This is a genomic window from Agrococcus sp. TSP3-2-1 (assembly GCF_049897585.1).
GTDB lineage: Bacteria > Actinomycetota > Actinomycetes > Actinomycetales > Microbacteriaceae > Agrococcus.
The window spans coordinates 170334-183749 of the sequence record NZ_JAFCWN010000002.1 but is presented as its reverse complement, the minus strand read 5'-3'; the positions used below and the strand labels follow the sequence as shown (position 1 = coordinate 183749).

Below are 13416 nucleotides of genomic sequence, written 5' to 3'. Positions count from 1 at the left end.
GCGGACCGGCGCAGCCTGCGGGATGGGGGCTCAGCCGCCGGCGGAGCGGTAGTGCGCCGCGAGGCGGCGGAGGCCCTCGTCGATCGAGACGCTCGGCGCCCAGTCGAGGTCGCGGCGCGTCTCGCGCTGGTCGAACCAGTGGGCGGTGGAGAGCTGCTCGGCGAGGAACCGCGTCATGGGCGGCTCGTCCTGGCCCGGCCGGATCGCCCAGGCGCGCTCGATCGCGCTGCCGGCCGCCTTCGCGAGCGCAGCGGGCACGCTGAAGCGCGGCGGCCGCACGCCCGCGGCGAGGCAGATGCCGGCCATGAGGTCGCCGACCGCTCGCGGCTCGCCGTTCGTGATCACGTAGGCCTTGCCGTGCGCGGCCTCGGCGCGCCCCAGGGCCGCGACGATCCCGGTCGCGGCGTTGTCGACGTACGTCGAGTCGATGAGCGCCGTGCCGCCGTCCAGCAGCGGCAGCGTGCCGCGGCGCGCGCGGTCGATGATGCGCTCGGTGAGCTGCGCGTCGCCCGGTCCCCACACGAGGTGCGGCCGCACGGCGACGACCCGCATCGACGCGGAGTCGCGCGACAGCGCGAGCAGCTCGGCTTCCGCCTTCGTGCGCGCGTAGTCGCCGCGCGCGTGCTCGGGCGAGGCCGGCTCAGCGCCGACGCCCGCGAGCGCCGCGCCCGCGTGGGCGACCGAGGGCGACGAGACCTGCACGAAGCGCGAGACGCGCGCGCGCTCGGCGGCGTCGAGCATCGCGCGGGTGCCGTCGACGTTCACGCGGCGGAAATCGGCCGGGTCGCCGGCCAGGGAGACCTTCGCGGCGAGGTGGATGACGCCCTCGGCGCCCTCGAGGGCGCGCGCGACGAGGGATGCGTCGGTGACGGAGCCCAGGACATCCGTCGCCCCGTCGACCCGGGACGGGCGTCGCTGCAGGGTGCGCGCGTCGTGGCCGGCGGCGAGGAGCTCGGCGGCGACGGCGCGGCCGAGGAAGCCGGATGCGCCGGTCACGACGACGATCACGGCGCGCTCGGCTTCTCGCCCGCGAGCACGCGCTCGGCCCAGTCCGACAGGCGCGAGCGGTCGATCTTCGAGTTGTGGCGGATGTCGGTCGGCAGCTGCGGCACGGCGAGCACGGCGGCGAGCGGCACGCGGGAGCGCTCGCGCACGGCGGCGGAGAGCTCCGGCTCGGCGAGGCCGGGGCGGGCGACAGGCGGGATCGTCTCGACGACCGCGACGGCCTGCCGCAGCCCGTGCGGGCCGACGCCGACGACGCCCGCGCGGCGCACGCCGTCGACCGACTCGGCGTCCTGCTCGGGGCCGACGGGCGCGATCGGGCCGCCGGCGGCGACGATGACGTGCTGGGTGCGGCCCTCGATCCACACGCGCCCCTCGGCGTCGAGGTGGCCGAGGTCGCCGGTGCGGTGCCATCTCGGCTGCTCGTCGTCGACGAGCGCCTCGGTGTCGCGCGCCGCCAGGCGGTCGGTGAGCCAGAGGCGGTCGTAGTGGTCCTTGAGGTGCCCGGCGGCGATGACGATCTCGCCGAGCACGCCCGGCTCGGCGCTCGGCGCCCCGGTCGCGCGGCCGTCGGCGTCGAGCGCGCTCACGAGCACGCGGTTGTCGCCGATGGGCTTCCCGACGCAGACACCGGCGTCGGGGGCGGATGCGGCGGCCCGGATGCCGTCGAGCGTCACGTCGGTCACGAGCAAGCACTCGGTCATGCCGTAGGGCGTGTGCGGGGTCGCGTTCGGCATCACCTCGGCGGCCGAGGCGAGCAGGGCCTCGCCGATCGGCGCCCCGGTGGAGAGGAACGTGTGCACGCGCGCGAGCGCGGCGCGCTCGTCGGGACCGAGCGCATCCGCCGTCGCCACGACGTTGAGCACCGCCGCTGGTGAGAGGAAGACGATGCCGGCGTCGGACTCGCGGACCGCGGCGGCGACCGCGGGCGCGGTGAGCGTGCGGGGGGCGGAGACGTCCATGTCGGGCGTCGCCGAGCGCGTGCTGAGCGCGGGACCGAGGAGCGCGAACGGGGCGAAGCCCGTGACGAGCCCCGTCTCGGGCGTGATCTCGAGGTGGCGGGCGAGCACGTCGCGAAGGGCGCTCAGCTGGCCGTGGCGATAGACGACGCCTTTCGCGGGACCGGTGGAGCCGGAGGTGAAGAGGATCGCGGCGTCGTCGTCGGGGCCGGGCTCGGGCGGCGGCGCCTCGCCGCTCGAGCGGATCGCGGCGCCGAGCGCGGCGACCTGGCCGACGCTGTGCGAGACGTCGAGCGCGGCCTTCGCGGCGTAGGGCAGCCGCTCGGCGGAGATGCGCATGCCCGGCCAGCCGAGCGCGCGGGCGGCGGTGAGGCCGAGCCGCTCGCCGATGATGACGTCGGGCCACGTGCCGCGGACGGCGCGCGTGAGGCCCTTGACGCCGAGGCCGGCGTCGGCGACGACGACGACCGCGCCGATGCGCAGGCACGCGTAGATGACGGCGGTGAGGGTCGGGCCGGGCTTGACGAGGAGCGAGACGCGGTCGCCGCGCTGCACGCCGAGCTCCGCGAGGCCCACGGCGAGGTCGAGCACGCGGTCGTGGAGCTGACGCCAGGTGACGCGGCGGGCGGGGCCGCGCTTCGCGGACATGTCGATGACGGCGACGTCGTCGTCGGTCGCGCGGGCGTCGAGGCCGGACCAGAGGGGGACGAAGTCCTCCGCTCCCCCGTCGGTCGAGTAGTCCTCCGTCGCGAGCCCGTCGGTCGAGTAGTCCTCCGTCGCGAGCCCGTCGGTCGAGTACTCGTCCGCCGCCAGCCCGTTGGTCGAGTAGTCGTCCGCCGCCAGCCCGTTGGTCGAGTAGTCGTCCGCCGCCAGCCCGTTGGTCGAGTAGTCGTCCGCAGGACGACGTATCGAGACCCGACCGTCCCGTCTCGATACGGCGCCTTCGGCGCCTACTCGACGAGCGGAGGTGGGGGCGCCTACTCGACGAGCGGAGGTGGGGGCGCCTACTCGACGTGCGGAGGTGCGGGCGCCTACTCGACGAACGGAAGGGGGGGCGGCGCCTTCGGCGCCTGCTCGACGAGCGGAAGGGGCCGTGTCAAGCCACTGCAGGATCGCTTTGGCGTAGGGGCGCTCCTCGGCGATGAGGTGGTTCGCGCCCTCGAAGCGGTGCACGTCGGCGTGCGGCAGCCGATCGACGAGGTCGTCGAGGTAGCGGTCGCTGAAGATCGGATCCCTCGGCCCCCACAGCATGAGCGCCGGCACCTCGAGCGCCGCGACCCCTGCGGCGATGCGGTCGAGCTCGGGACGGCTCTCGTGCGAGGCGTCGGCCGGGATGTCGGCGACGAAGCCGCCGATGCCGCCGCGCCGATCGGCCGAGCGGTAGGGGGCGCGGAACGCGTCCTTCACCTCAGCAGGCAGCGGCGGGCTCGCGAGCGCGAGCGTCGTGTCGAGGAACGCGGTCGTCGCGACGGTCGAGGCGGCGAGCACGCCGCGGGCGCCCGCGAGGCGCAGCGGCGCCGGGATCGGCACGCCCTCCGGGTGGTGGATCGCGGTGTTGAGCAGCGTCACGCCCGCGAGCAGCCCCGGGTGGTCGACGGCCCAGCCGAGCGAGACGACGCCGCCCCAGTCGTGCCCGAGGGTGACGACCGGGCCCTCGAGCTGCAACGCATCCGTCAGGCCCGAGAGGTCGGCGACGCGCTGCGCGAGCGGCCGGTGCATCCCGGTGCGCTCGGAGCAGCCCATCTCGAGCTGGTCGACGGCGATCACGCGCCACGCGCGCTCCCCCGCCGCAGCGGCCGCGACCGACGCGGCCAGCAGCGACCGCCACAGGTAGCTCCACGTCGGGTTGCCGTGCACCGCGAGGATCGTGCCGGCGGGGGCCGCGCCGAGGCGCTCGAGCTCACCACCCGTGTCCAGGACGTGCCACGTGCGGGCGCGTCCCGCATCCGCCCCCGTGCCCGGCACCGCGACGAGCCGGCTCCAGGCGGGGTCGAGCCCCGGCAGCCCCGTCGGCGGCAGCGCGGCCGCAGCGGCGGGAGCAGTCACCAGGCGAGCTCCATCATGGCCGTGTTGAGGCCAGAGCCGACGCCCATGAGCAGCACGCGGTCGCCGCGCTGCAGGTGCTTCCGCTCCTCGACGAGCGTGATGGGGATGGATGCGGGGCCGACGTTGCCGAGGCGCGGGAAGGTCGTGGGCACGCGGGCGGGGTCGAGGCCCGCCGCCTTGATGATGGCGTTCGTGTGCACCGAGGAGACCTGGTGCGTGATGTAGCGGTCCATCGTCGACCAGTTCCACTCGGGCGCCGCCTCGCGCCAGGCGGAGACGACGAGGTCGAGGCCGCCCTTCAGCAGCTCCTTCGCGTTCGTGTACATGCCGTCGACGCTGCCGACGCACAGGTCGTGGAACTGCGTCGCGGCGCGCGTGACGCCCCCGAGGATGCGGTGGCCGTCGGGGTGCTTGTCGGCGCGGCCGAGCACGGCGGCGGCGGAGCCGGAGCCGAGCGTGAGGGTGGCGAACTCGCTCAAGAAGCTCGTCCGGTCGACGTCGTCGCGCAGCAGCCGGTCGATCGTGTTGACCTGGATGTCGTCGGCGTCCTCTCCGTTGACGACGATCGCGTAGTCGATCTGGCCGGCTTCGATCATGCCGCTCGCGAGGCTCATGCCGTTGACGAAGCCGAGGCACGCGTTGGCGACGTCGAAGTTGATGGCGCTCGTCGGCAAGCCGAGCTCGTGGTGCAGGCGCACGGCGACGGAGGGCTCGAGGTGCTTGCGCGTGACGCTCGTGTTGATGAGGAGGCCGACCTGGCCCGGCTCGACGCCCGCCTCGGCGAGCGCGCGGCGACCCGCGTCGACGGTCGCGGCGTCAGCGGACTCCCCCGCCGTCGCATCCCAGTTGCGGCGCTCAAGCACGCCCGCGACCCGGCGCAGCAGCCCGCCCTTGAGGCGCAGGCGCGAGAGCGCGTCACCGAGGCGGTGCTCGATGTCCTCGGAGGTCGTCACCCGGCTGGGCAGGGTGCTCGCGACCGACAGCAGGGCGACGTTGTCGAAGCGGGTGGTCGCGTTGCCTGTCATATGGGGTCTCCGTGGGAGGCGGCTGGGCGCGGTCGCGCATCGATAACGGTATCGACGCGACCTGTGGTCGATCTGCATGGGCGCGTGGGAAACGCCTCGGCTTCAGGGTGCCGGATGCTCGGGGTCGCGATCGGGCGCACCGAGCGTGCCGCTCGCGCTGCGGCGCGCGAGCCGGGCGGTCGCGAGGCCGACGGCGACGCCGGCGAGGTCAGCCAACGCATCCCACGCATCGCCCGAGCGGCCGGGCAGCAGCACGTGCTGCACGAGCTCGGAGAGCACGGCGTGCGCCGCGAGCGCCGCGCCGAGCCAGAGCGGCCGGAGCCCGGCGAGCACGCCGAGCAGCGCCGGGGCTGCGAACACTGCGAAGTGGACGAGCTTGTCGGAGCCCGGCGGCGCGGGGATGCCCGACGGCGGGTCGGGCACGTAGAGCACCACGAGCTGCGCGACGAGTGCGAGCGCGAACAGCACTGCCGCGGTGCGGCGCCACGCTCGAGAGCTCATACGTCGATCGTCGCACCCCGCGCAGGCCCGCAACCCCTCCCTCTACATGTAGCGCCGGATCGACTCACGGATCGCTTCGGCGTGCGAGTAGATGTCCTCCAGGGAGTCGATCGGGTGGCGAGTCTCGACCTTCGCCTCGTCGAAGACGCCGATGTACTTCTGCTTCTTGTTGTTGAAGTGCAGTCGCGCGACCGGCTTGCGATTGTTGTCATCGAGGAGCACCGCAAAGTACGACTTCGCGTCGCGGTGAGCGATGCGCTGTGGCTTCACCTCGCTGCAGCCGATCGCCTTGATGATCTGGTAGCCCTCGAGCTCCTCGAGCGTGGTGTCGATCTCGGTATCGCGGTCGAGATCCTGCTCGGCCACTGGGCCGCTCTCGACCTCCGCCCCAGTCGCGGGGGAAACGACGGCAGGCGTGTACCCCGTCGCCGCCAGTGCCGTCTTCAGCCGATCGTTGACCTGGTCGCTCAGGAACTGCTTCCCTGCCTTGGTGACGAGACCCGTGAACTGCTCACGCACCTTCTGCGTGAACGCCTTGTCGTAAACGCGAGAGGTCAAGAATTTCACCCACTCGTCCGACGGCTCCTTGAACTGCGCCGCGATGACCCGCTTGATGGCACCGACGTACTTGAGTTCCTCGGCAGCGCTGATGATCGAGTCGAGATCGAAGTTCTCCTTCGTCAGCTTCCGCAGCTCCGGAACTACCGAGGGGTCGATGTCGCTGAGGTCGAGCACCAGGAACGGCTTCTCATCCATCCGGTTCGGCGCATCCAGGTCTGTGTAGAACTGGTAGACCTCCCCATTCGTGAGGATCGCAATGCGCGCGTTCGTCACGGCGAAGTAGCGGAAGAGCTGCGACGCGTGCTCGAGCTTCAGGTTGCCGACCGACGCCTTGCACTCTAGGAGCATCTGCACCTCGCCGTCCCGCATGATGGCGTAGTCGATCTTCTCGCCCTTCTTGAGACCGACATCCGCCGTGAACTCCGGCACCACTTCGAGGGGGTTGAAGACGTCATAGCCCAGGATCGACGAGATGAACGGCATGATGAAGGCGTTCTTGGTCGCCTCTTCGGTCTGAATCGCAGACTTCTGGTTCTGCACCTTCACCGAAAGCGCTTCGAGCCGGTCGTTGAACTCCATCGTTCCTCCTCGCGTTGGGACGAACGTAGCGCGAGCTTGCGACATTTCTTCAACACGCCACCGCAGCGCTCGAGTATCGCGGTGCGTCAAGGGAAAGCGCTGCTTCCAACGAGGCGTTCGCCCCGAGACGACGAGCCCGGGCGCACCTCCGAAGAAGCGCGCCCGGGCTCGGATCGTACGGATCTCTGAGGGTCAGGGCGTCGGCATGCCGCCGTTCACGTTGAGCGTCTCGCCGATGACGTAGCTCGACTCGGGCGAGGCGAGGAACACGTAGGCGGGCGCGAGCTCGGTCGGCTGGCCCGCGCGGCCGAGCGGCGTGGACTTGCCGAACTCCGGCAGCTCCTCCTTCGGCTGGCCGTCGGTCGGCTGCAGCGGCGTCCAGATCGGCCCGGGCGCGACCGCGTTGACGCGGATGCCCTTCGGCGCGAGCTGCTGCCCGAGCCCCTTCGTGAAGTTGTTGATCGCGGCCTTCGTCGACGCGTAGTCGAGCAGCACCGGCGGCGCCATGTAGGCGACGACCGACGTGGTGTTGATGATCGTCGAGCCGGGCTGCAGGTGCCCCAGCGCCGCCTTCGTGATGCGGAACATCGCGAGCACGTTCACGGCGTAGGTGTCGACGAGCTGCTCGTCGTCGATGTCCTCGAGCGACTCCTGCGCGATCTGCTTGCCCGCGTTGTTCACGAGGATGTCGAGCCCGCCGAGGCCCTGCACCGCATCCGTCACGAGGGTCTCGCAGAAGGATGCGTCGGTGAGGTCACCGGGGATGAGGACCGCCGTGCGCCCCTCGGCCTCGATGATGCCCTTGACCCACTGCGCGTCGGACTCCTCCGCCGGCAGGTAGTTGATGGCGACGTCGGCGCCCTCGCGCGCGAACGCGATCGCGACCGCCGCACCGATGCCGGAGTCGGCGCCGGTGATGAGCGCCTTGCGGCCCTGCAGGCGGCCGGTGCCGCGGTACGAGTGCTCGCCGCGGTCGCTCTTCGGCGTCATCTCGGAGTCGAGGCCCGGCTCCTCCTGGTGCTGCTCGGGCGGCTCGATCGCGGGGTAGCGGTCGACGGGGTTCTGGAACGTCAGCTGGTCGGTGGTCTCGAGGTGCGCGTCGTCGGCGTGCGTCTGGTCGGTCATGACTGGCTCCTTCGCGTCGGGATCAGCACGGTAGCCAGCGGGGCTGAGCGCGGTGTGCGGCTGGTGCACAGCGCATGTGGAGGTGCGCGTTCTCCACAGGCCGCCATCCGAGCGTCACGTGGCCGCCCTGTTCGCGCGCATCCTGCGGACATGAGAGCGGATGCGACCCACCGGTTCACCTTCGACGTCGAGGGAGGCGGGTCGTTCGAGTGCATCGCGCGCACGCGCTCCGAGGCCGAGCAGGTCGCGCGGCACGCGGGGGCACCGGTGCACTTGCGCGAGCAGACGCGGCTCGGACCGCGCGATGGCGATGTCGAGGCCAGGCGGATGCTGAGAGGCTCCCGCCTCGGCAATCCTGTCTGGCGGCACGACCTGCACGAGCTCGTGCAGGTGCTCGACCACGTGCGCATGTGCGGTGGTGCCGCGTCGGTCGTCCCGGTCGCCGCACTCCTCCCGGAGGACATCGCCGCGCGCGGCATCCAGCCGTGCTCGGAGCACGAGCACGAGCCGTGGCCGGACGGCCGGGTGCCGGTCGATGCGCCTGCCATCGTCACCGTCTCCATCGAGGAGGACGGTGGCTGGGAACTGCGCCTCATGCATCCGTCGCCGCTCCCGCAGCGCTTCGCCCAGCTCGAGTGGGAGCGGTGCGAGCACGGCAACCCAGCGGTCTCGATGGTGCCGGGCTGCTCGGTGTGGACCGTCGCGGAAGAGGTGATGATGGCCCTGCTGCTCTCCGTCGGCATGCGCCCGGGCGAGCTCTCCGCGAAGCCGATGCTCCCGTCCGGCCACCTGAGCTGACGTGGCACGACCGGGACTTCTTCCCACGTTCGAGCGGCGCTACCCTCGCGCCATGGATCGGGTCACCATCAACGCCGCGCGCGACCGGCTCTCGACGCTCGTCGACCGAGCGCCGACCGCACCCGTCTACCTCACGCGCCGCGATCGCGCTGTCGCCGCGATCGTCGGCGCCGACGTGCTGCGACGGCTACTCGACGACGCGGAAGAGCTCGCAGACATCAGGGCGGCAACAGCGGCCCAGGACGAGGAGCAGCGGCTCGACGAGGAGCCGGTGCCGTGGGACGAGGTGAAGCGCGACCTCGGCCTGTCGTGAAGCGCTGCCGCCTCGAGCCGGGCAGGTGCGACACCGACTACCGCTGAGCGAGCGCGGCGCGCAGGCGCTCGAGCGCGAACGCCCAAGGGATGCGCTCCTGCTCGAGGCGCACGTCGCCCTCGTCGCGCAAGCGCTCGAGCGCCGCCTGCTCGGTCGGATCGAGACTCAGGTAGTCGCCCCGCGCGGGCTTCGGCTCCCGCACCCACAGGTCGCGATGCGCCAGCAGCGCGTCTTCGTCCATCAGCACGCTGACCACTGACGGCAGGGCAGACCGCAGCCGGTGGAGGATCGCGAAGCCGTTCGAGTCGAGGTCGCCCCAGTAGAGCACCCGCGTGCCCGCGAACCAAGGGATGCGCGCGAGCTCGGCCGCGGAGTAGCCGACCCCGTGCACGCCGACGACGCGAGGCACGGGGGGCAGCGCGAGCAGCGTCTCGAGGTTCTCGAGCACGAGCACCGCGTCGACTTCGACTCGCAACGTCGTGAGCTCCTCCACGGACGTGCCGAAGGTGCGGGGAGCGCCCGGCAGCATCCGGTCGTCGAGCAGGCGCACCCGGAACTGCTGCGCATCGCCGACGATGCCGAGCGACTCGCGACCGCTCGCGGCGAGCACGAGCGCCGACACGACCGCACGGTGGGCGCCGAACCACTTCGAATCGACGCCGCGGATGGGCAGCTGTCGGGGCCGCATGCCATCGACCGGGTGCTCGGCGAGCCAGCGCGAGACGTCGAGCACCGCCCCGAACTCGTCGTCGCCGTAGGCGGCGAGCGCGGTGGCGTGCGAGCGTGCGGCTGAGGCGACCGCCACGCCGCCACCCAGTCCCTCGATCGCGGCCGCGACCCGGTCGCGCACGCGCGCCCACGCATCCGCCGCCTCTCGCCCGGCGAAGCGGGCGAGCGCATCCGCTCCCTCGATGGCGACGCGCACCGGCACCGACTGGGCGCCGAGACGGCTCCAGCTGCGGGTCGCCCACTCGAGCGCGACCCCGGGTTCGGTCGCGGCCGCCGTCCAGGCGTCGCGCCAGGCGATCACCGCCCCCTGCTGAGCGAGTGCGTCCCGCTCGCTCGGCGGGTGCAGCGCGATGCGCACGACCGCCTCGGCGGCGGCCCCCGGGTCGGCCGCCCAGTCGCGGGCGAGCGCCGTGACCCTCGCCGCCACGCGAGCGCGAGCCTCCTCGACGGGGATCACCGCGACCGCTCGAAGCCGAGCTGGTCGACGGTCGACTGCCGCTGCGTCGGGTTCTGCACCACCGCGACGCCGCCGATGTAGGGCTCGAGCGTCTGCAGCAGCTTGAGCGGGGTGGCGAGCACCATGTGGAAGCCGAACTCGACGAAGACGTCCATCGCCATGCGGGTGTAGCTGCTGTCGGCCTTGTCGAACGCCTCGTCGAGGATGACCGTGCCGTAGCGCGGCAGCTCAGCGCCGTCCTGCGTGAGCTGGTAGCGGAGCGCCGCCGCGAGGCAGAACACCACGAGCTTCTGCTGCTGGCCGCCCGAGAGCGACGCCCCGGAGTCGTAGGTCTCGAGCACGAGCCCGGCGCGGTCGACGACCTCGGCGAGGAACGAGACGTGCAACCGGGTGTCGAGGCACAGCTCGCGCCACTTGCGGTCGGCCGACTCGCTCGAGGCCAAGCGCGCCATCAGCTGCGCGAGCACCTCGAATCGCCGCTCGGCCGACGCGGCGTCCTCGTCGTCCCAGCTGCCCTCGGCGATCTGCGCGAGCTCCTGCATGAACCGCTGCACGATGTCGCCCCGCGTGAGCTTGACGCGGATCCGCAGGAACCGGTCTCGGTCGAACTGCGACCGCCCGAGCGACTCGTTCACGGGCGCGATGCGCTCCCGCACCTCCTTCGGCGCGTCGAGCAGCTCCTTGCGCAGGAACCCGACGACGTCGCTCGACTTCGCCCGCAGCAGCCGCCGGAAGCTCTGCTCCTGCGAGGGCAGGTCGTTCGCCTCGATCGTGTCGAGCAGCGTTCGGAAGCCGGCGCGATCGTCGACGCGCGCGACGAAGTCGGCGGATGCGACGGCCCATCTCTCCTTGAAGCTCGTCGCGGCCGCTGCGAAGTCCTGGGCGGCGAGGTCGCGCTCGCCGATCGCGCGCTCGCGCTCTCGGCCGAGCCGCCCCTCGACTTCGCGCGCGGCGGTCGGGAGGTCGGCGAGCGTCATGCGCCGCCGCACCTCGCGGAACCGCGCCTCGAGCTGCTCGACCGGCTCGGACGTGAGCTCGCCCCGGCCGTCGGCCGCGATCGACCGCTCGGCCTCTGCGATCGCGGCGGCCAGGCTCTGCAGCTCGCGCTCGGTGGCGCGGTCTGCGGCGAGCGCCTCATCGGCGGCGGCGCGCGCGGCCGCCGCGGTGGCCCGGGCCTCCTGCTCGGCCGCTGCCGCGCGCTCGAGATCGCCGCTCGCACTCGTGAGCACGACCCGCTGCCGCTGAAGCTGCGCGACGCGCGCGGCCGCGCCGTCAGCGTCGTACTGCTCCCACGACTCGGTCACGAGCTGGCTGAGCTGCTGGCGTCGGCGAGTGCTGAGCGCGACGTCAGCCTGCAGCTGCTCGACCTCGCGGTGCGCGCGCTTCGCGTCGGCATCCGCTTCGCCGCGCTGAGCGAGGAGCGCCTCGTGACGCGCTTCGCTCGAGCCGAGCAGCCACCGCGTCGGGTCGTCGATCGCGTGCGTGTCGTCCTTCTCGTAGCGCGTGGCGGAGCGCTTCACCTGTCCGCGGATCGTGACGGCGCGCGCGAAGCGGTCGAGCTCGTCGGCGGTCTCGACGCACGCGATGTCGTACTGCTCCGACAGCCGGTGCGCGAGCCAGTCGTGGAAGCCGCCGTCGGCGACCGCGACCTTCCGCACGAGCGACGCGTCGCTCGCGAGCGAGCGCGGCGACGACACGTCCGCCTCCACCGCCTCGAACACGAGCCGCGTCCCCAGCGACTCCGCGTCGATCCAGCGCCGCGCGGCCCCCAGGTGCTCGGCACGCACGAGCAGCGTCGTCGCGAGCGGCCGCAGCACCCGCTCGATCGCGCCCGTCCAGCGGCGCTCGCTCGGCAGCACCTCGAGCAGCTCCCCGGCGAACGGCACCGCCTGCTCGGGCACGCCGAGATGCTCGGCGAGCCTCGCGCGCACACCCAAGCGCCGCGAGTCGACGTTGCTGCGGGAGTCGCGCAGCGCCTGCAGCTCGGCGTCGATGCGCCGACGCCGCTCGGTGGACTGGGCGAGCCGCTGCACCGCGGGGTGCTCCATGTCGAGCTTCGCCGCCGGTTGCTGGAGCTCGTCGGCAGCGAGCGCCCGCAGCTCGGCGAATTGCGCCTCGTCGCCGGGCGCACGGTCGATGCCGACGTCGGCCAGCTGGCGCGCGAGCCGCTCGAGCCGCGCTTGCCGGTGCCCGACCTCGCGCTCGGCGTCTCGGATGCGGCCGTCGAGCTGCACGAGATCGGCACCGCCGGCGCGATCGAGCGCCTGCTGCGCAAGCCGGTGGTCGTCGGCCGCGGCCGCGTCGGCCGCTCGCGCGGCGGCGAGCGCCGCCCTCGCCTGCCGCGCGGCGATCTCGGCCGCCGCGCGCTCCTGCCGGGCGAGCCGCAGCCGCTCGCGCGCCTCGAACGGCCGCACGAGGTCGCGCAGCTCACCGGCGGCGGTGGCGCGTGCGGATGCGTCGTCGTAGCGGTCGCCGAGGTCGCGCATGACGGTGAGCGCGTCGCGCTGGCGCCGCAGGTCGACGACGTGCCGGTGTGCGGCGTCCAGCTCGCCGAACTGCTGCACCGCGTTGTCAGCGATCGCGAAGGTCGCGGGCCGATCGAGCATGAAGGTGCGGAAGAGGTGGTCGAGGCCGCCGAGGTTCTTCGCCGACTGTGTGCGGTGCAGCAGCTGCAGCGCGTTGTCGCCGCCGATGCCCAGCACGCTCTGCAGCCGCGCGTAGAACTTCGCGTGCTTGCCGCTCGTCGTCAGCACCGCCTTCGGGTGGGCGCGCTGCAGCGCGCGGGTGTCGATCCCGTTCGCACCGCTCGTGACGAAGCCGCGCAGCCGCTCGAGGTCGAGCTCGCCCTGCTCGAGCAGGTAGGCATCCCGCAGGTCGCCCTTGTCGGTCGACGTGCCCTTCAGGAACATGAGCCGCGCGAGCGTCACCACCGCGTCGGCCCCGTCGTGGTAGCGCAGCAGCACCCCGCTCACGACCGTGCCCGGCCGCAGGAAGCGGCTGACGACGCGATCCTGCTCCTCGTCGGCGGCCTTCGACCATGCGCCGCGCACATAGCTGACGATGCTGCGGTCGCCGCGCCCGCCGCCCGCGCCCTGCGCGGCCGCGTTGAACTGCAGCATGCCGTCGGGAGTGAGCACGGCGGCGATGCCATCGAGCAGCGACGACTTGCCAGAGCCCGAGCTACCGGTGATGAGCTGCCCCTTGCGCGCGATCGGCACCCGGTGGAGGCCGTCGAAGGTGCCCCAGTTGAGCAGCTGCACCTCGGCGAGCCGCCACTGCACCGTCGGCTCGAGCAGCTCGAGTCCCTCGATCTCGAGCATC

General features: G+C 72.7%; 10 protein-coding genes. 2 read left to right on the top strand and 8 right to left on the bottom strand.

All coding sequences use genetic code 11. From position 1 onward, the window contains the following. Positions 1-30 precede the first annotated feature (30 nt). The 6 genes from ACP7BI_RS03380 to ACP7BI_RS03355 form a co-directional block, all read right to left on the bottom strand. Positions 31-1008: an NAD-dependent epimerase/dehydratase family protein gene (locus ACP7BI_RS03380; RefSeq protein WP_425843750.1), complete on the bottom strand. Its 978-nt coding sequence runs from the start codon at positions 1006-1008 to the stop codon at positions 31-33. Beyond that, entirely contained in the window at positions 1005-4010 is a 3006-nt protein-coding gene (locus ACP7BI_RS03375; protein WP_425844068.1) for an alpha/beta fold hydrolase, read from the bottom strand. The genes ACP7BI_RS03380 and ACP7BI_RS03375 overlap by 4 nt, the downstream gene beginning before the upstream one ends. Beyond that, entirely contained in the window at positions 4004-5032 is a 1029-nt protein-coding gene (locus tag ACP7BI_RS03370; protein ID WP_425843748.1) for a 3-oxoacyl-ACP synthase III, read from the bottom strand. The genes ACP7BI_RS03375 and ACP7BI_RS03370 overlap by 7 nt, the downstream gene beginning before the upstream one ends. A 102-nt stretch (positions 5033-5134) precedes the next feature. After that, positions 5135-5533: a VanZ family protein gene (locus ACP7BI_RS03365; RefSeq protein WP_425843747.1), complete on the bottom strand. Its 399-nt coding sequence runs from the start codon at positions 5531-5533 to the stop codon at positions 5135-5137. A 42-nt stretch (positions 5534-5575) separates the two neighbouring features. Then, positions 5576-6673, bottom strand: a complete 1098-nt coding sequence (locus tag ACP7BI_RS03360) for a type I restriction endonuclease (RefSeq protein WP_425843745.1) — start codon at positions 6671-6673, stop codon at positions 5576-5578. Between the two features lie 192 nt (positions 6674-6865). Next, positions 6866-7798: an SDR family oxidoreductase gene (locus tag ACP7BI_RS03355; RefSeq protein ID WP_425843743.1), complete on the bottom strand. Its 933-nt coding sequence runs from the start codon at positions 7796-7798 to the stop codon at positions 6866-6868. A gap of 150 nt (positions 7799-7948) precedes the next feature. Here ACP7BI_RS03355 and ACP7BI_RS03350 point away from each other — a divergent pair, with 150 nt between their 5' ends. Together ACP7BI_RS03350 and ACP7BI_RS03345 are read left to right on the top strand one after the other, a co-directional pair. Then, positions 7949-8596 carry a hypothetical protein gene (locus tag ACP7BI_RS03350; protein ID WP_425843742.1) on the top strand — a complete coding sequence of 216 codons (648 nt, stop codon included), beginning with the start codon at positions 7949-7951 and terminating at the stop codon, positions 8594-8596. 52 nt (positions 8597-8648) lie between these two features. Continuing rightward, positions 8649-8909: a type II toxin-antitoxin system Phd/YefM family antitoxin gene (locus ACP7BI_RS03345; protein WP_425843740.1), complete on the top strand. Its 261-nt coding sequence runs from the start codon at positions 8649-8651 to the stop codon at positions 8907-8909. 37 nt (positions 8910-8946) lie between these two features. On the opposite strand, the gene ACP7BI_RS03340 is transcribed toward ACP7BI_RS03345, so the two are convergent. Continuing rightward, a complete protein-coding gene (locus ACP7BI_RS03340; RefSeq protein ID WP_425843739.1) occupies positions 8947-10065 on the bottom strand; it encodes a Wadjet anti-phage system protein JetD domain-containing protein in 1119 nt (372 codons plus the stop codon). Positions 10066-10091: 26 nt separating this feature from the next. Further along, positions 10092-13415 (bottom strand): ATP-binding protein, encoded by a 3324-nt coding sequence (locus ACP7BI_RS03335; protein WP_425844066.1) that lies wholly within the window; start codon positions 13413-13415, stop codon positions 10092-10094. Between the last annotated feature and the right edge of the window lies 1 nt (position 13416).